Here is a 17079-nt window from a genome sequence, read left to right as displayed (position 1 = left end):
TCACTATGGATCCGCCAACTATAAATACCATTGGAAGGAAACTTCCTTCCAAATGACACCAGACAACATCTCGGCGATGCTCGAGCGGATCGAACAGGACAACGTCCGATTCCTTCGGCTGCAGTTCACCGACCTCCTCGGCATGCCGAAGAACGTCGCTATCCCGGCCAAGCAGGTCGGGAAAGCACTCACTGATGGCATCGGGTTTGATGGATCGTCGATCGAGGGGTTTGTCCGGATCGAGGAGTCCGACATGATCCTCAAACCCGACCTCTCCACCTACACCCTCCTGCCCTGGAGGCCCCGGGAGAACAGGGTTGCCCGGTTCATCTGCGACGTCTGCAAACCGGACGGGAAGCCGTTCGAGGGCGACCCGCGCTACATCCTCCGGCGGGCAATGGAGGACGCCGCAAAGGACGGCTACGTCTTCAACACCGGGCCGGAACTGGAGTTCTTCCTCTTCCGGATGCTCGACGGCCGGCCGACGACGCAGTTCCAGGACGTCGGCGGCTACTTCGACCTCGCCCCCACCGACCTTGCCGAGGACGTCCGGCGCGAGATCATCATTGCCCTCACGGAGATGGGGTTCGAGATCGAGGCGTCCCACCACGAGGTCGCCGAGAGCCAGCACGAGATCGACTTCAAGTACAGCGACGCCCTCCACACCGCCGACAGCGTCATCACCTTCAAGTTCGCGGTCAAGACGATGGCGCTGATGCGCGGCCTGCACGCCTCGTTCATGGCAAAGCCGATCTACGGCATCAATGGGAGCGGGATGCACATCAACTGCTCGCTCGGAAAAGACGGGCAAAATGCGTTCTTTGACCCGGACGCACCCCTCCAGCTCTCGGAGACCTGCATGCACTTCATCGGCGGGCTGCTCCGCCACGCAAAGGCCATCACCCGGGTCGCAAACCCGACGATCAACTCCTACAAGCGGCTCGTCCCCGGTTACGAGGCCCCCTGCTACATCAGCTGGAGCGCGAGCAACCGGTCGGCCCTCGTCCGGGTCCCGGCGCCCCGGGGCAACAGCACCCGGGTCGAGTTCCGCAGCCCCGACCCGACCTGCAACCCCTACCTCGCCTTCACCGCGATGCTCGCCGCCGGGATGGAAGGCGTCCGGGAGAAGATCGAGCCTCCGGCAGGTGCCAACGGCAACATCTACCACATGACGGCCGCCGAACGTGACCACGACGGGATCGCGACCCTGCCCGCCGACCTTGCCGAGGCCCACCGGGCCCTGCTCGCCGACGACCTCATCTGCCGGGCGCTCGGTTCCCACGTCGTCGAGGCGCTCACGAGCGTCGCACAGGCCGAGTGGGACGCCTACCGGACGGCGGTCCACCCCTGGGAACTCGACCGCTACCTCACGGTGTACTAAACCTTTTTCCCGGGAGCCCGGGGAGATTCCCGCTCCCCTCTCGATAGAGAAAACCTGCCGCCGGCCGTCCCCCACAACGTTCTTAACACGGCAGCCCATAGATGCGTTGCATAGGCTAACCGGAGGAGGATGGTGACGCAGAGGAAGGATATCGAAACCATGCGGCGGAAGCGGGCGATCGACGGGCTGATAGAAGCGTTATCGGACCAGGAGGATATCGTGCGGCTGACGGCGGTCGAAGCCCTCGGCACCGTCGGCGACGAGCGGGCGCTCGAGCCGCTGGAGCGGCTGAAGTTCTCGGACCCGGATATGGGCGTCCGGCGGGCCGCATCCGTCGCTCACACCCAGGTTGTGGCGAGGATCGCGGACCGAAGAACGGCGGAGAGGCTCCCCCGCGAGACGTAGCCAGGGGACCGGGCGGCACCGCAACGATATGAGATCGGGTTAACTCCCGATCAGGAACCGGACAAGGAAGGGCTGTCCGCGCCAGGATGCTCTGACGTGCCGGAGGAGGTACGCAAGAAGGATCATGCCGGCAAAGAGAACCAGGAACGTCGCCATGTACGCCGGGAACGGCAACCGGCCCTGGAGAGGTTCGACCATTTTTACGATGATGGCATAGTGGACGAGATAGATGACCAGAGAGCACTCTCCGGCCGCCCGCAGGGGATCCATGAGCGTGAACTGTCCGTGGAGATGATCAAGAGTCGTCAATGCCAGGGGGATGAGACCGGCGGAGAGCATCAGGAGGCCGATGGTCGGGGGATAGAAGACCTCCACGGATATACTGCGCACCGAGGAAGAGTGCCCAGAGAGAGGCCCCGGCGAGCGCGGGCCAATAGCCGTAAAGTCCCTCCTCCCGGAACCGGAACTGCGGCAGAGTTCGGTTTCTCCAGCGATGCATCCCTATCTCGGTGCTGAAGAGGGCGACGGCAAGCCAGGGGAAGACCGGGAACCAGCCGTCCACAAGCCAGGCCCGGTATGAAGAGCGCGTCGAAGTCGTCGACCGAGACGTCGGCAGCGGCCGGGGTCGCCCGAGACGAAGAAGGGAACGAGCGAGACGCCGGGAGGATTGATAGCCTCCTCAGGATAGCCGAACCCGGGGTGGAGGAGAGGTATTATGCAGAGGATAGCGACGATGACGGCCCAGCGTTTCCGCTCCGGGAGGCCGAGGTAGAGAGGTAGGCGACGGGAGCGAAAGGCCGATAAGGTAGAGGACGTCCATGTCGAGGAACGGGACGCAGTCGAATACCAGCAGGTGAAGGAACGTCCCGACAAGGATCACGAGCCCGCCCCTCGTGGCGATATGCACGAGGGACCTCCCCTTGCCGGTTCGGGAGAGGGCAACCATCATTCCGGCAAGACCGATGAAGAGCGGGGCAGCAAGGGAGGAGAGGAAGCGGTACCAGCCCGGCGCTGGCGGCAGGAAGAGCGCCGGAGTGAGGTTTGCCATGATCATGAGCGTGATGACGAGGCCCCGGAGGATGTCGACGGGGATGTTGCAAAAAGAGCCGGTCTTTGCAACTGCTTTCGCTGGCGGGGGTTCTATACGACGCCTGAATGGTTTCGCTGGAAAAAGATTGCGGGTTTTACCCGGGCCGGCGAGACTCTGCGCCCCGGCCTGGAATCAATCCCCCGCAGAGATCCGCGATCCCCCGGCAAGGCATATATACCGCCGGGACGCCTACGGGAAGAGCGATCAGGAGGTTACCATGGCAACCATTGATGAGATCGACACTATGCGCGACAACCGGGACGTCGACGGGCTGATACGGGCCCTCCAGGATCCCGACGAGTTTGTCCGGGTCGAAGCGGCCCTCTCCCTCGGGACGATCGCCGACCCGAAGGCAAAGGAACCACTTCTACGGATGCGAAGCGAGGACCCGAGCGGCTCGGTCCGGGAGGCGGCCGCGACCGCGTATAAGTGGGTCGTCGGCCGGCTCCAGGAGGTCGAGGCGGCCCGCGGGAGCCTGGAGTCCAGGCTCCCGAAGACCTGGTGAGACCGGCTCACAGGACGACGAAGTTGAGCCAGAGGAAGGCGCTGCCGATCGCGACCGTGACCAGGAGGACGAGCATCCCGATCTTCAGGAACTCCACGAACGAGATGGTAATCTCGTTCCTTGCCGCTATCCCGAGCACGACGACGTTTGCCGACGCACCGATAACCGTGCCGTTCCCGCCGAGGCATGCACCGAGCGAGAGCGCCCACCAGAGCGGGTAGACATCCATCGACCCGCTCATACCCTGGATCAGGGGGATCAGGGTGGCGGTGAGGGGGATGTTGTCCACGATGGCTGAAGCAAACGCCGCGAACCAGGCGATGATCAGGATGGCCTCCCCCGTCGAGTGGACGTGCTCGACCACGAACCCGGCGACGCTCGCGATGACGCCGGTCTCGACGAGAGCGCCGACGACGACGAAGAGCCCGCCGAAGAAGAAGAGCGCCGGCCACTCGATCTTCTCAAAGATCTCCTCCGGGGACTGCCGGCTCCAGAAGAGGAGGATCGATGCGCCGATCAGGGCGACGAGAGCAGGTTCCAGGCCGAGCTGGTCGTGGACGAAGAACATCCCGATGACGAGGGCGATGACAATGACCGACTTCTTGAAGAGCGGCCAGTCGCGGATCGCCTCCCGCTCTTTTAACTCCGCAAACGTCCTCTCGATCCCCTCCCGTTCGTCGGGCGAGACGTAGAGGTCCTTTCTGTAGATGAGGGCGAGCATCCCCATGACGACGGCGAGGTTGATCGCCATCATCGGCGCCATGTTGACGAGGAACTCGTTGAACGTCAGGCCGGCGGCCGAACCGATCATGATGTTCGGCGGGTCACCGATGAGCGTCGCCGCACCGCCGATGTTCGAGGCGAAGATCTCCGCAATCAGGAAAGGCATGGGGCTGGTCTTCATGACGCTTGCGACGTAGAGGAGCATCGGGGTGATGAGGAGGACCGTCGTGACGTTGTCGAGGAACGCGCTCGTGAGGCCGGTCACGATCGAGAAGAGGAGCAGCACCCGCATCGGGCTCCCTTTTGCAAGCTTCGCCGTCTTGATGGCGATATACTCGAAGAGGCCGCTGCCGCGGGCGGTATTGACGATGATCATCATCCCGATCAGGAGGAAGATGGTCCCGAGGTCGATGTACTCCGGGATCATCTCCCAGGGGACGATGTGGAGGAAGACGACGATCGAGGCGCCGAGCATCGCCACCACCGCACGGTGGATCCGCTCGTCGATGATGAGCGCGTAGGTGAGGAGGAAGACCGCGACGGCGATCAACTCCGGGCTGACGATCATGCGCCGTCACCCCGGCGGTTGAGGCCCGGTGAGACAGGGCATGTCATGAGAGACAGAGATCCGAACATAGAACTCCCCGAAAAGGATGAACCGTAGAACTCAGGTATGCACGGTCCTCCCATAATCATGCCGGTCCATACCGCCGCCGGAAGGGTAGAACCCGGCGCCTCCGGCACACGATGCCTGCGGCGGGCAAAAGACGGGGGCCTCCGGTTCAACTCGCCGCGGGCGCCGCATTCCGAAGCCGGAGCAGGAGCATCTTGTAGGCTTCCCCCACGAGGAGCACCGGCAGGCCGAGCAGGGCGAGGAACCCCCAGTCGGCGAGGGCCAGCGGTGCGGTCCCGAGGAAGGCGTTGAAGACCGGGACGTAGACCACCACCGCCTGGAGAGCGAGGCTGCCGAGGATCGCGAGGATCAGGGTGGGGTTCGTGAAGACCCCGATCCGGTGGAGGGGGAACCGGAACGACCGGAAGTTCAGGACGTTGTAAAGCTCAAAGACGATAAGGCTGGTGAACGCCATCGTCCGCGCCCGGTCGATGTCGGCCTCGTAATAGCCCGAGAAGGCATAGATCGTCAGGAGGCCGAGCCAGACGCCGAGGATGAGGATGACGAGGTAGGCGTTCCGGGTGAGGATGGACTCGTCCGGGTCCCGCGGCCGCCGCTGCATGACGTCCCGCTCGGCGGGTTCGAGGCCGAGGGCGAGGGCGGTGAGGCCGTCGGTGACCAGGTTGATCCAGAGGATCTGGACGGGGATGAGGATCAGCGGCAGGCCGAGGAGGAGCCCGCCGACGATCGCGACGAGTTCCCCGACGTTCGAGGAGAGAAGGTAACGGGTGAACCGGGCAATGTTGTCGTACTCCCGCCTGCCCTCCTCGACGCCGGCGACGATGCTCGCGAAGTTGTCGTCGACGAGCACCATGTCGCTCGACTCTTTGGCCGCATCCGTCCCCTTGATCCCCATGGCGATCCCGATGCTCGCCTTCCTCAGCGCCGGGGCGTCGTTGACCCCGTCCCCGGTCATAGCGATGACCGCCCGCTCCCGCGAGAGGAGGTCGATCACCCGGAGTTTGTGCTCCGCCGTGACCCGGGAGAGCACCTTCGTCGTCCGGAGACGGGCTTCGAGTTCGTCGTCGGTCATCGCCTCAAGGTCGGCCCCGGTGAGCGCCCCCTCACTCGAGAGGCCGAGGTCGCGGGCGATGGTGTAGGCGGTCAGCGGGTTGTCCCCGGTGATCATGATGACGTCGATCCCGGCGCTCCGGCAGAGCCGGATCGCCTCCGCCGCCTCGGGCCGCGGGGGGTCGACGATCCCGGCAAAGCCGAGGAAGGTCAGGTCCTCCTCTACGGCATCGGCAGTCCACTCGATCCCGGCGGGAAGCGTGCGGCAGGCTGCGCCGAGCACCCGGAGCCCCTGCGACGCGTATCCCTCGAGCTCACCGAGGAGCGCGTCGCGGCGGTCCTGCGTGAGCGGCACGGCCGAACCCCCGACCATTAGCCGGGACGAGCGGGCGAGGAGGACCTCCGGGGCCCCCTTCACGTAGGCGACGTGCCCCCCCTCTCCGGGGTAGACGATCGTCATCCGCTTCCGGGTGGAGTTGAACGAGAACTCCGTTGCCGCCTCCGGAACGCCCTCGCGGGAGAGGCCGGCTTTCGCCGCCGCGACGACGAGCGCCCCCTCGGTCGGCGTGCCGAAGATCCGCCATCCCCCTTCCTCAAGAGCGAAGGAGGCATGGTTGCAGAGGAGGACGGTGCGCAGGAAGAGACGGAGCCCCCGGTCCGCGAGGGGGTCGACGGGTTTTTCTTCAACAAGGAACTCCCCCTCCGGGGCATACCCGGCTCCGGTGACCTCGAACTCCGCGTCCGGTGTCCTCACCCGGACGACCGTCATCTCGTTCCGGGTGAGGGTCCCGGTCTTGTCGGTGCAGATCACCGAGACCGCGCCGAGGGTCTCTGAGGCCGGGAGGTGGCGGATCAGGCAGTTCCGCCGCATCATGTTCTTGATGCCGATCGCAAGCGTCAGCGTCACGACCGCCGGGAGGCCTTCCGGAATGACCGCCACCGCGAGCGAGACGCCGACGAGGAACATCTCAAGAAGCCCCCGCTGCTGAAGGAGGCCGACCGCGACCGCGAGCACGGCGATCCCGACGGCAATCAGGCCGAGGTCGCGGCCGAGGCGGTCCATCTGCCGGGCGAGAGGCGTCGCCTCGTCCCCGACCCGCTGGGAGAGGCCGGCGATCTGTCCGAACTCCGTCTGCATCCCGGTGGCGACGACGATACCCCGCCCGTGCCCGTTGACCACGGTCGTCCCGGCAAAGGTCATGTTGCTCCGCTCGGCAAGGCAGGTCTCCGCCGGAAGCCGGCCCGGCGCCTTGTCGACAGGCGAGGACTCGCCGGTCAGCGGCGCCTCGTCGACCTCAAGCGACGTCCCCTCGACAATAACGAGGTCGGCGGGCACCCGTTCTCCCATCTCGAGCAGGACGAGGTCCCCCGGCACGACTCCCGCCGCATCGATCTCCTGGCGCTCCCCGTCGCGGACAACCACGGCGTGCTGGACGAGCAGTTTCTTCAGGGCCTCGATGGCCTCTCCGGCCTGCCATTCCTGGGAGAAGCCGAGGAGGGCGTTTAAGACGACGATGGTGAGAATGGCCGCGGCGTCCAGAGCCTCACCAACGAGGAACGAGATCGCGGCGGCGACGATCAGGATGATGATGAGGACGCTCTTGAACTGGCGGAGAAATACCTGGAGACGGGTCTCTCTCGCCTCCTCCCGGAGGACGTTTGCCCCGTAGCGCTGCAGTCGCGCCTCCGCCTCCTGTGCGGTGAGACCGGTCGGACCGGCATCGAGCTCCCGCCGAACCTCGTCGGGAGCGAGGCTGCACCAGTCAGGCAGAGGCTCCCCTCCCGGCAATGCGTCCCGGCAGTGCAGGAGGCGACACGTGCATATCCCCGGTTCTGACGCAGTAATATATAAACATAGAGAGATCGCCCGGAAGCCGGCGGGAACGGAGCGCGAAGCACTCGAGGCCGGCCGCCCCCCGACCCGGTAACATTATATTCCCGACCATCCTGGGGGAAGCCGGGCCGGTCACCCGGCCCGGGAGAGGAATGGCAATGAGCAGAATAGCAGTCCTGATCACGGATATGTTTGAGGATGTCGAGTATACGCGGCCCGCGGAGGCGTTCCGGGGTGCCGGCCACGACCTCGTCCACGTCGGCCTCTCCGCGGGAGAGACGGTGCACGGGAAGGCGGACCGGACGCCTGTTGCGATCGACCGGGCCGCCTCCGACGTCTCGGTCGACGACTTCGACGCGCTCTTCATACCGGGCGGCTACTCGCCCGACAAGCTCCGGGCCCACGATGCGCCCGTGGAGTTCGTGCGTGCCTTCGTCGAGAGCGGCAAACCCGTCCTCGCCATCTGCCACGCGCCCCAGCTCCTGATCAACGCGCAGGTGCTCCGGGGCCGCAAGATCACCGGCTGGAAGTCCGTCGCCCAGGATATCAGGAATGCCGGTGCGGAGTATATCGACCGGGAGGTGGTGGTCGACGGCAACCTGGTCTCGAGCAGGAAGCCAGACGACATCCCCGCGTTCATCGAGGCGTCGCTTGCAAAACTCGAGGAGAGCAGCGGCGGGAAAGCGATGAGGGCGGCCGCAGAGCAGCGGTGAGGGGAGAGGCCCCGCCGCATAAACTCTTTATGGGTGCGGGCCGCACCCAATCTCTGGGATGAGAGGTCTGTCGGAAGACGCACGGGCATGGAGCAGGCCCGCAGTTATCGGCCTCGCCACGGCGCTCATTCTTCTCCTCGACCTCGTTTTCGGTGCCGGCGCCGTCTACCCGCACCTGTTCTACCCGGTCATAGTCATTTCCGCGTTCTGGTATGGACGCCAAGCGATCGTCTTCGGATTTCTCCTCGCGGCGGTCCATATCGTCGTCGAGACACTTCTCCATGGGTCTCCGGACGCGGTAGTCCTCGTCCGTGCAGCAACCTTCATCGCCGCCGCATACCTGCTCGGCTACCTCTTCGAGCTCGCCGCCAGGGGGCGCGACCGCCTGCACTTCCGTACCGGGGAGCCCGGTCGCGGTGCGCCCGCGTGCGATCGGAACATACGACGGCTCATCTCCCGGCTTTCGAGCCGGGACCCGGAGACCCGCTACCAGGCGGCCGGATGCCTGGGCGACGCCGGCGATCCTGCAGCCGTCGGGCCGCTCGCCGCCCTCCTCTCCGATCCGGAGAGCGGCGTCCGCTGGAAGGCGACGGAGGCGCTCGGCAAACTGGGATCTCCTGCCGTCGGGCCGCTTATTGAGAGTCTCGAGAGCGAGAACGTCGACGTCCGGTGGATGGCTGCGGTCGCTCTCGGCGATATCGCCGACCCGGAGGCTATCCCGGCGCTGATGGCAGCGCTCGACGATGAGGATACCTACATCCGGAGCAGGGCGGCCCTCGCGCTCGGGGCCATCGGTGAGCCGGCGCGAGAGGGGCTCATCGCCGGTCTCCGCGACGGGAACGAGCGCCTCCGCTGGGGTGCGGCCCTCGCCCTCGGCAGCATCGGGGGAGAAAGCACGGTTACGGCTCTCGTCGGCGCCCTCCTCGACCCTGATGAGAGGGTGCGACAGCGGGCCGCGAGGGCGCTCGGAGACATCGGCGAACCTGCCGTCCCCTCCCTTCTTGCGGCGCTCCGCACGGGCGACGAGGAATTCCGGCCGGAAGTGATCGCCGCCCTCGACCGGATCGGACGACCTGCCGTCGACCCACTCGTTGCGGCGCTCGGTGACGCCGACTGGCGTGTTCGTGCAGGAGCGGTAGCAGCCCTTGGGGAGATCAACGATCCCCATTCGGTCGATGCCCTGATCGCGGCGCTTGACGATGGGCAGGAAGAGGTGCGCGAGGCTGCCCGGGCGGCGCTCGGCAGCATCAGGAAGGCATAACATCAGCGAAGGTTAACCTGAAGTCCATGACTGACGAGACCCGGATCGATGACCTGATCGCCGACCTCCGGCGGGGCCCTCTCGAAGTGCGCCGCGCGGCAGCCGCCGAACTTGGGACGCAAGGGGAGGCAGCGATCGAGCCGTTGATCGCCGCAATGCTCACCGGCGACAACGACCTCCGGTGGTATGCCGCTCGCGCGCTGGTGCAGATCGGCGAAGGAACAGTCGGTCCCCTCCTCGCAGCGATGCGTACCGAAGAGGACCGGGACTTCCGGCGATACGCCGCGGCAGCCCTGACCGGGATCGGGGATGCAGCTGTTGAACCCCTCATCGGTGTCATCGAGAGCGCCGACCCGGACATCCAGCCGTTCGCCGCAATGGCTCTCTGTGGGATCGGGGAGGCGGCGGTCGGACCGCTCCTCCGCCTGATGAAGAGCCCGGACCCAAAGACGCAGGAACGTGCGGCGCTCCTCCTCTGGAAGATGGGGGAGGTGGGTGCCGGGCCGCTCACCGAGGCGCTTGAGACCGGCAAGCGCGCCGAACGATCCACGAACAATAAATGATCCCGCAGCCATCTGATCACTAAGGTCGGATGGCACACTACATGGCAAAGACCCTCGCCCGGCTCCTGCGGGAAGGGGGTTTCGGGGAACCCGGGGCGGCTCTGATCGCCGGAACCTCGCTTACTGCGGTCCTTGCCGCCCTCCTCGTGGAGTCTCCCGGCACCAATCTCATCCTCTGGTCCCTCGTCTTCATCTCCGCCGGATTTGCCGGCTACCACTACCGCGAAAGGGGGATCACCGCCGCCACCGTGCTTGGGCTTGCCACACTCGGCATTGCGTCACTCCGCGCATACCCCGGCCCGGCCGAGCCCCTCCTTGCGGCGCTCCCTCCCTTCGTTGCCATGATCGCTCTCGCGGCGCTCGCCTCAACGATCAGTTATTCGACCCGGGAACGGGCCCACCGCCTGGAGAGCATGGAAGGGACACCCGGCGGCGCGTTTCTCCTCAGGCGCGAGGACGGGGCGGTGACGGACGCAAACCGGGCCTTCGCCGAGATCCTGGGCTACGCGAAGGAAGATCTGCAAGGCCTGCCGGTATCAGAGATCTGGCCTTACGCCAACGACCGCGAAGAGTTCTTTGCGGCGGCAATACAGGGAGGACGGGCTTTTGTCGTCGAGACGCGTTTCGTCGGCCGGGACGGCGCCGCCCGCTGGTTCACCCTCTCGGGGCTCTGCCTCGACGGCGGCACCATATCCTGCCGGGTCTCGGAGGTCACCCGCTACAAAGAGGCGGCAGAGACCCTGAGCGCCGAACGCCGCCGCCTCTTCTCGGTCCTGGACACCCTCCCCGCCTACGTCACCCTGCAGGAAGAGGACCACACCTTCCGGTTCGCCAACAGGGCCTTCCGCGAGACCTTCGGCAACCCGGAGGGCCGGACCTGCTACGAGGTCCAGCGCGGCTCACGGAGACCCTGCAACCCCTGCCGGGGGACGCGGGTCTTCACCCTCAAGAGCCCCGAGCGGTGGGAGTGGGACCACACGAACGGCGAGACCTACGAGGTCCACGCCTATCCGTTCACCGATACGGACGGGTCGTGCCTGATGCTGCAGCTCGGGTTTGCGATCACCCAGCGGGTGCAGGCGGAGGAGGCGCTCAAGGGGTTCGCCGGAAACCTCCAGGCGAAGAACCGGGAACTGGAGGTGCTCCGGAGCCAGCTCTATGTCGTCAACAAGGATCTCGATGCGATGGTCAGGGAGCGGACCGCCGACGTGGAGAAACTCCTCGCCCAGAAGGACGAGTTCATATCGCAGCTCGGGCACGACCTCAAGACCCCCTTAACCCCACTGGTCGCGCTCATGCCCCGGATCCTGCAACGGGAGCAGGATCCGGGTCTCCGGCGCCTCCTCGAGATCACCGCCCACAACATCACCTACATGAAGGATCTGGTCGATAAGACCCTGAAACTGGCTCGTATGAACTCCCTGTATATCGAACTCGACCTCGAGCCGCTGAACCTGCGCACCGAGTTGAAGAACGTCCTGAGGAACTACGAGATCCCGTTCAGGGCGAGAGCCATAATCCTCGAGAATAACGTCCCGGCGGAGATCGTCGTCAGGGCTGACAGGGTTCTCCTTGGCGAGATCTTCGACAACCTGATCGCCAACGCCGTCAAATACATGCAGAACGGGACCGGGACCATCAGCATCGGCGCCGCACGAACGGAGGGGGTCGTGATCGTCGCGGTCAGGGATACCGGGATCGGCATGACCCGCGAGCAGATCGAGCGCGCGTTTGTCGAGTTCTACAAGGCTGATCCCTCTCGACACGATCTCGAATCCCCGGGCCTGGGCCTTGCCATCTGCAGGCGGATTATCGAGCGGCATAAAGGCCGCATATGGGCCGAGAGTGCCGGAGAAGGGATGGGGTCGACCATCCTATTCACCCTCGACGCAGTTGACGTCCCTCGAGCATGATCGATAAAGGTATATACTGGTTCAGGTGAGAAAGAACTACCAGAGGCCCGTATGTGCCAGCAGGTGTCGGAAGTGTCGTGCCGGCAGGTTATGGTCGTCGATGACGATCGATTCATCCTCGAGGTGATGGAGGAGCTCTTCAGACCGGAGGGGATCGACGTCGTCACCGCGGAGAGCGGGGACGCATGCATCGCAGAGCTGGAGAAGGGGTTCCGGGGCGTCGTCCTGATGGACGTCATGATGCCCGGAAAGGACGGATGGGAGACGATCGAGGAGATGATCGCCCGGGACCTGATCGCCGGGAACGTCGTCGCGATGCTCACTGCAAAGGATATCCCCGACGGGGAACTGGAGCCGCTCACGGAGCACATCATCGACTACATCACAAAACCCTTCGAAGCGGACGAGATCGTGGCCATTGTGAAAGGGTACCTCGACTACCTCGCTTGATAGGTGGGGAGCGCATGGAGAATCCCGAACCTGACGGCCCGGACAGGCGGACGATCGTGGTCATAGGCTCGTCGACCGGGGGTCCGCGAACGCTGGAAGCGGTCTTCTCACGGTTTCCACTCGTCAATGTCGCCATCATCGTCGTCCAGCATATGCCGCAGCACATTAACAGCGCGCTCTGCAGGCATATCGAAGAGATCTCCCGAATGAACGTCAAAGTCGGCGAGGACGGCGAGACGGTGGAGCACGGCACGATCTACGTGGCCCCAAGCGAGATCCACCTGGAACTCCTGGAGAACCGGACCATTCACCTCTTCGATGACGAGAAGGTCCGCTTCGCCAGGCCCTCGATTGACGTCGCCATGCGATCGCTTGAGCGGAACGGCGACGACCGGATCGTCGGGGTGATCCTCTCGGGGATGGGGAGCGACGGTGCCGAGGGGATCCGCCACATCAAGGCTATCGGAGGTATCACCCTCGCGCAGACCCTCCGGACCTGCGCCATCCACGCCATGCCCCGCGCCGCATTCGAGACCGGGAAGGTGGACCTGATGCTCCCGCCGGAAGGGATCCGGGAGCAGATTATCAGGATCGCAAGAATTCTCTGACGATTTGGCCTTTAAAGGATCCGCCGGGATGGGGGCTTCCCACCCGGGAGCGAGCCCTCTAAATGCGTGAAAGGTCCATACATCATACATGGAGGTCTCACCTGCTACCGCCGGGTACTTCGACGAACTGATAGCCGGGCTTGAGTCCGCGATGCGGATTGCCGTCGCCGCACGGACCCGCGGACTCGATCCGAGGACGGAGACGGAGATCCCGATAGCAAGCGACCTCGCCGACCGGGTGGAAGCACTTCTCGGCTACAAAGGGATAGCGGCCCGGATCCGGGAACTCGAGCAGGAGATGTCCCGAGAAGAGGCGGCGCTTCGCATCGGCGACGATTTTGTGGCCCGGAAGTTCGGGGAGACGACGCCGGAGGAGATCCTCGACCACGCCATCCGGGGAGCGATGGCGCTCCTGACCGAAGGAGTGGTGGCCGCCCCGACGGAGGGGATTGGCAAGGTCAGCCTCGGCAAGAACGACGACGGGACCGAGTACTTAAAGATCTACTACGCGGGCCCCATCCGGAGCGCCGGCGGGACGGCACAGGCGCTCTCGGTGCTGGTGGGCGACTACGTCCGGCAGGCGCTCGGGATCAACCGCTACATCCCCCGCCCCGAGGAAGTGGAGCGCTACATCGAGGAGATCCGGCAGTACAACAACATCATGAGCCTGCAGTACCTCCCGAGCGAGAAGGAACTCCGGATGATCATCGAGAACTGCCCGGTCTGCATCGACGGCGAGCCGACGGAGCAGCAGGAGGTGAGCGGCTACCGGAACCTGGAGCGGGTGGAGACGAACACCGTCCGGGGCGGTATGGCGCTCGTCGTCGCCGAAGGACTGGCACTGAAAGCCCCGAAGGTCCTCAAAAACGTTCGCAAGATGAAGATGCAGGGCTGGGACTGGCTCGAGGTGATGATCGGCGGCGGCCCGAAGAGCGACGACGATGCGGGCGCCGCGATCAAGCCCAAAGACAAGTACATCCGCGACCTGATCGGCGGGCGACCGGTCTTTTCATACCCGATGCGGAAGGGCGGGTTCCGGCTGCGCCTCGGCCGGGCGCGGAACACCGGGTTCGCGGCCGCGGGCTTGAATCCCGCGACGATGCACATCCTCGGGGACTTTCTCGCGGTCGGGACCCAGATGAAGGTCGAACGTCCGGGGAAGGCGGCGGGGATCGTGCCGGTGGACTCGATCCAGGGGCCGACGGTCAAACTCCGGAGCGGGGAGGTGCTGAGGGTCGACGACGCGGCGGAGGCCCGGCGGATCGCCGGCCAGGTCGATGAGATCCTGGACGTCGGCGAGATCCTGATCAGTTTCGGGGAGTTCATGGAGAACAACCACCCGCTGATGCCGCCGAGTTACTGCGAGGAGTGGTGGCGGCTCGAGGGCGGCCCGCGCCACCCGGAGAACGAACTCGAGGCGATCGAGTTCGCCCTCGACGGAGCGCCCCTCCATCCCGATTACACCTACATGTGGGACGACATCGCCCCGGCCGAGATCGCCCTCCTCGCGGACCGCGTCAGCGCCGGGGGCAGGGTCGAGGCCGGGGTGCTGACGCTGCCAAACACCCCGGAGACAAAGGCGATTCTCGAGGAACTCCTGGTGCCCCACCGTCTTGCCGGCGAGCGGATCGCGATCCCCGAACATCTGGTCTTCCTTGCCTGCCTCGGCCTGACGCTGCACCTGGAGAAGCGGCCGGCGTGGCAGGATGCCCCGATGGAGAACTCGCTCGACCTCGTGATGCACCTCTCGGGTTTTCGGGTCCAATCACGGGCGGGCACCCGGGTCGGCGGGCGGATGGGTCGGCCGGGGAAGTCCAAGCCGCGGGAGATGAAGCCGCCGCCCCACTCGCTCTTTCCCATCGGGGACGACGGAGGTTCGCGCCGGTCGTTCCAGGCGGCCTGCTCCTCGAAGCCCCGGTCCAACACGGACGGCGGTGTGGTCGAGGTGGAGGTCGGCGAGCGACGCTGTCCCGCCTGCGGCACCTTCACCTACAAGAACCTCTGCGAGTGCGGTGCCCATACGGTCCCGGTCCTCCGGTGCCCCAAGTGCGGCAAGGACGTCGCGCAGGACCTCTGCCCCCGGTGCAACGTGCCGACGGTCTGCCTCCAGAAGGTCTCGATCAATCTCAAGACCGAGTATGCGGCGGCTCTCGAGCACCTCGGGGTCCGGGACTCGGCGATCCCGCTCTTGAAGGGCGTGAAAGGGCTGATATCCCGGGAACGGCCGGTGGAGCCGATCGAGAAGGGAATCCTCCGGGCGCTGCAGAACCTTTATGTCTTCAAGGACGGGACTGTCCGCTACGATATGATCGACCTTCCCCTGACCCATTTCCGGCCGGACGAAGTCGGCGTCCCCATCGAGCGGCTCCGGGAACTCGGCTACGCCCACGACACCTACGGTCAAGAACTCGTCAGCGCCGACCAGGTGGTGGAGCTCCGCCACCAGGACATTCTGGTCTCAGAGGACTGCGGCGAGTGGCTGGTCCGGGTGGCGAAGTTCGTCGACGACCTCCTGGTGCGGTTCTACGGGCTCGAACCCTTCTACAGGGCAGAAAAGCCCCTCGACCTGGTGGGCCAACTCCTGATGGGGCTTGCGCCGCACACCAGCGCCGGGGTCCTCGTTCGGCTGATCGGGTTCTCGAAGGCCCCGGTCGGCTACGGCCACCCGTTCTTCCACGCGGCAAAACGGCGGAACTGTTTTGCGGGCGAGACTGAGATCTCCGTCTTTGACGGCCGGCAGTGGGCGACGATCTCGATCCGGCAGTTTGTGGTGGAGAGTTTCGATCTCTCGAAACCAGGGTTAGACCACGTGGGGACGTTCTACTCCGACCCCCGGCAGCCGTATTTCGTTAAAAGCATCGACCCGCGGGGGTTGGTCAGCATCAAAAAGGTCACCTCCGTCTCGGTCCACCGGGCCCCGGCGCACCTGATCCGGTTTATAACGCAGCGGGGGAAGGTTCTTACGGTCACCCCCGACCACGCGATGCTGGTCTGGGACACCGATTACCTGCGCAAACTCCGGGCGCTCGAAGTGAAGATCGGTGATAAGGTCCCGACGGAGGAAGGGGGGCTCGTCGTGGCGGACGAGGTCGTGACTCGCGAGACCGTCCAGGCGCTCGACGACCGGGTCTACTGCCTGACGGTTGCGGAGAACCACACCCTCGTCGCAAACGGCATCTTCTGCGGCCAGTGTGACGGCGACGAGGACTGCGTGATGCTCCTCCTCGACGGGCTGATCAACTTCTCCCGCTCCTACCTGCCGGAGACCCGGGGCGGGACGATGGACGCGCCGCTCGTCCTGACGACGCGGATCGACCCTGCGGAGGTCGACAAGGAGAGCCTGAACGTCGATGTCTGCGACCACTACCCGTTAGAAGTCTACAACGGCTGCCTCACCTACACCCACCCCAAAGATCTCGACAAGTTCGTCGACCGGGTGGAGCGGCGGCTCGGCACCCCGGCCCAGGTCGAGGGGTTCCTCTACACCCACCCGACCTCGAACATCTCGGCGGGGCCGCTCGAGTCCACCTACACGAAGCTCGGGTCGATGCTCGACAAACTCGAGGCGGAGCTCGACCTCGCGGAGAGGATACGAGCGGTGGATGCCGACGACGTCGCGGAACGGGTCTTAAACACCCACTTCATCCGGGACCTCCAGGGCAACCTGAACGCCTTCTCGAAGCAGAAGGTGCGGTGCATGAAATGCAACGCAAAATACCGGCGGATGCCTCTCGCCGGGAAATGCACCCGCTGTGGGGGGAACGTCATCCCGACGGTCCACGAGGGGTCGGTGAAGAAGTATCTGGAGATGTCGCGCAACATCTGCGCGACCTACGCGGTCTCTGAGTACACGAAGCAACGGGTGGAGGTGCTCTTCATGCAGATCGAGTCGACCTTCGGCCAGCCCCCGGAGAAGCAACTGGGGCTCGCAGACTTCATGTGAGCCACG

Annotated in this window: 15 protein-coding genes; 11 read left to right on the top strand and 4 right to left on the bottom strand. The window is 65.1% G+C overall.

Going from position 1 to position 17079, the window contains the following annotated elements; all coding sequences use genetic code 11:
* Positions 1-52 precede the first annotated feature (52 nt).
* Entirely contained in the window at positions 53-1381 is a 1329-nt protein-coding gene (gene glnA / locus PLN84_RS00750; RefSeq protein WP_348531856.1) for a type I glutamate--ammonia ligase, read from the top strand.
* A 129-nt stretch (positions 1382-1510) separates the two neighbouring features.
* Entirely contained in the window at positions 1511-1786 is a 276-nt protein-coding gene (locus PLN84_RS00745; RefSeq protein WP_292558592.1) for a HEAT repeat domain-containing protein, read from the top strand.
* Positions 1787-1825: 39 nt separating this feature from the next.
* Here the strand turns inward: PLN84_RS00745 and PLN84_RS00740 are convergent, their stop codons facing one another.
* The gene (locus PLN84_RS00740) at positions 1826-2161 is read right to left on the bottom strand and encodes a hypothetical protein (RefSeq protein WP_292558593.1); all 336 of its coding nucleotides are present in this window, start codon (positions 2159-2161) and stop codon (positions 1826-1828) included.
* Between the two features lie 201 nt (positions 2162-2362).
* Between PLN84_RS00740 and PLN84_RS00735 the strand changes: the two genes are divergently transcribed.
* Positions 2363-2566: a hypothetical protein gene (locus tag PLN84_RS00735; protein ID WP_292558594.1), complete on the top strand. Its 204-nt coding sequence runs from the start codon at positions 2363-2365 to the stop codon at positions 2564-2566.
* On the opposite strand, the gene PLN84_RS00730 is transcribed toward PLN84_RS00735, so the two are convergent.
* Entirely contained in the window at positions 2466-2834 is a 369-nt protein-coding gene (locus PLN84_RS00730) for a hypothetical protein (protein ID WP_299953137.1), read from the bottom strand. The genes PLN84_RS00735 and PLN84_RS00730 overlap by 101 nt on opposite strands.
* On the opposite strand from PLN84_RS00730, the gene PLN84_RS00725 reads away from it, so the two are divergent.
* Positions 2749-3381, top strand: a complete 633-nt coding sequence (locus PLN84_RS00725; RefSeq protein ID WP_348531855.1) for a HEAT repeat domain-containing protein — start codon at positions 2749-2751, stop codon at positions 3379-3381. The two genes, PLN84_RS00730 and PLN84_RS00725, sit on opposite strands and share 86 nt — an antisense overlap.
* A gap of 7 nt (positions 3382-3388) precedes the next feature.
* On the opposite strand, the gene PLN84_RS00720 is transcribed toward PLN84_RS00725, so the two are convergent.
* A complete protein-coding gene (locus tag PLN84_RS00720) occupies positions 3389-4669 on the bottom strand; it encodes an ArsB/NhaD family transporter (RefSeq protein WP_348531859.1) in 1281 nt (426 codons plus the stop codon).
* Positions 4670-4886: 217 nt separating this feature from the next.
* The gene (locus PLN84_RS00715; RefSeq protein WP_348531854.1) at positions 4887-7577 is read right to left on the bottom strand and encodes an HAD-IC family P-type ATPase; all 2691 of its coding nucleotides are present in this window, start codon (positions 7575-7577) and stop codon (positions 4887-4889) included.
* A 203-nt stretch (positions 7578-7780) separates the two neighbouring features.
* Here PLN84_RS00715 and PLN84_RS00710 point away from each other — a divergent pair, with 203 nt between their 5' ends.
* The 7 genes from PLN84_RS00710 (at position 7781) to PLN84_RS00680 (ending at position 17073) form a co-directional block, all read left to right on the top strand.
* The gene (locus PLN84_RS00710; protein ID WP_292386338.1) at positions 7781-8335 is read left to right on the top strand and encodes a type 1 glutamine amidotransferase domain-containing protein; all 555 of its coding nucleotides are present in this window, start codon (positions 7781-7783) and stop codon (positions 8333-8335) included.
* Between the two features lie 58 nt (positions 8336-8393).
* A complete protein-coding gene (locus PLN84_RS00705) occupies positions 8394-9596 on the top strand; it encodes a HEAT repeat domain-containing protein (RefSeq protein WP_292386337.1) in 1203 nt (400 codons plus the stop codon).
* Positions 9597-9622: 26 nt separating this feature from the next.
* The gene (locus PLN84_RS00700; protein ID WP_292386336.1) at positions 9623-10159 is read left to right on the top strand and encodes a HEAT repeat domain-containing protein; all 537 of its coding nucleotides are present in this window, start codon (positions 9623-9625) and stop codon (positions 10157-10159) included.
* Positions 10160-10188: 29 nt separating this feature from the next.
* Positions 10189-12072 carry a PAS domain-containing sensor histidine kinase gene (locus PLN84_RS00695; RefSeq protein WP_292386335.1) on the top strand — a complete coding sequence of 628 codons (1884 nt, stop codon included), beginning with the start codon at positions 10189-10191 and terminating at the stop codon, positions 12070-12072.
* 72 nt (positions 12073-12144) lie between these two features.
* Entirely contained in the window at positions 12145-12522 is a 378-nt protein-coding gene (locus tag PLN84_RS00690) for a response regulator (RefSeq protein WP_292558597.1), read from the top strand.
* 14 nt (positions 12523-12536) lie between these two features.
* On the top strand, positions 12537-13130 hold the full coding sequence (locus PLN84_RS00685) for a CheB methylesterase domain-containing protein (protein ID WP_292386333.1): 594 nt from the start codon (positions 12537-12539) through the stop codon (positions 13128-13130).
* An 88-nt stretch (positions 13131-13218) separates the two neighbouring features.
* On the top strand, positions 13219-17073 hold the full coding sequence (locus tag PLN84_RS00680) for a DNA-directed DNA polymerase II large subunit (RefSeq protein ID WP_292386332.1): 3855 nt from the start codon (positions 13219-13221) through the stop codon (positions 17071-17073).
* The last annotated feature ends 6 nt before the right edge of the window (positions 17074-17079 follow it).

It is taken from the genome of Methanoculleus sp. (assembly GCF_035363275.1).
Classification (GTDB): domain Archaea; phylum Halobacteriota; class Methanomicrobia; order Methanomicrobiales; family Methanoculleaceae; genus Methanoculleus.
This window is presented reverse-complemented; position numbering and strand designations above follow the sequence as displayed.

Bases quoted from the DNA above. Each gene is read 5' to 3' on its own strand.
- glnA (WP_348531856.1), top strand. From the start codon at position 53: ATGACACCAGACAACATCTCGGCGATGCTCGAGCGGATCGAACAGGAC.
- PLN84_RS00745 (WP_292558592.1), top strand. From the start codon at position 1,511: ATGGTGACGCAGAGGAAGGATATCGAAACCATGCGGCGGAAGCGGGCG.
- PLN84_RS00735 (WP_292558594.1), top strand. From the start codon at position 2,363: ATGAAGAGCGCGTCGAAGTCGTCGACCGAGACGTCGGCAGCGGCCGGG.
- PLN84_RS00725 (WP_348531855.1), top strand. From the start codon at position 2,749: ATGAAGAGCGGGGCAGCAAGGGAGGAGAGGAAGCGGTACCAGCCCGGC.
- PLN84_RS00730 (WP_299953137.1), bottom strand. From the start codon at position 2,834: ATGGCAAACCTCACTCCGGCGCTCTTCCTGCCGCCAGCGCCGGGCTGG.
- PLN84_RS00710 (WP_292386338.1), top strand. From the start codon at position 7,781: ATGAGCAGAATAGCAGTCCTGATCACGGATATGTTTGAGGATGTCGAG.
- PLN84_RS00705 (WP_292386337.1), top strand. From the start codon at position 8,394: ATGAGAGGTCTGTCGGAAGACGCACGGGCATGGAGCAGGCCCGCAGTT.
- PLN84_RS00700 (WP_292386336.1), top strand. From the start codon at position 9,623: ATGACTGACGAGACCCGGATCGATGACCTGATCGCCGACCTCCGGCGG.
- PLN84_RS00695 (WP_292386335.1), top strand. From the start codon at position 10,189: ATGGCACACTACATGGCAAAGACCCTCGCCCGGCTCCTGCGGGAAGGG.
- PLN84_RS00685 (WP_292386333.1), top strand. From the start codon at position 12,537: ATGGAGAATCCCGAACCTGACGGCCCGGACAGGCGGACGATCGTGGTC.
- PLN84_RS00680 (WP_292386332.1), top strand. From the start codon at position 13,219: ATGGAGGTCTCACCTGCTACCGCCGGGTACTTCGACGAACTGATAGCC.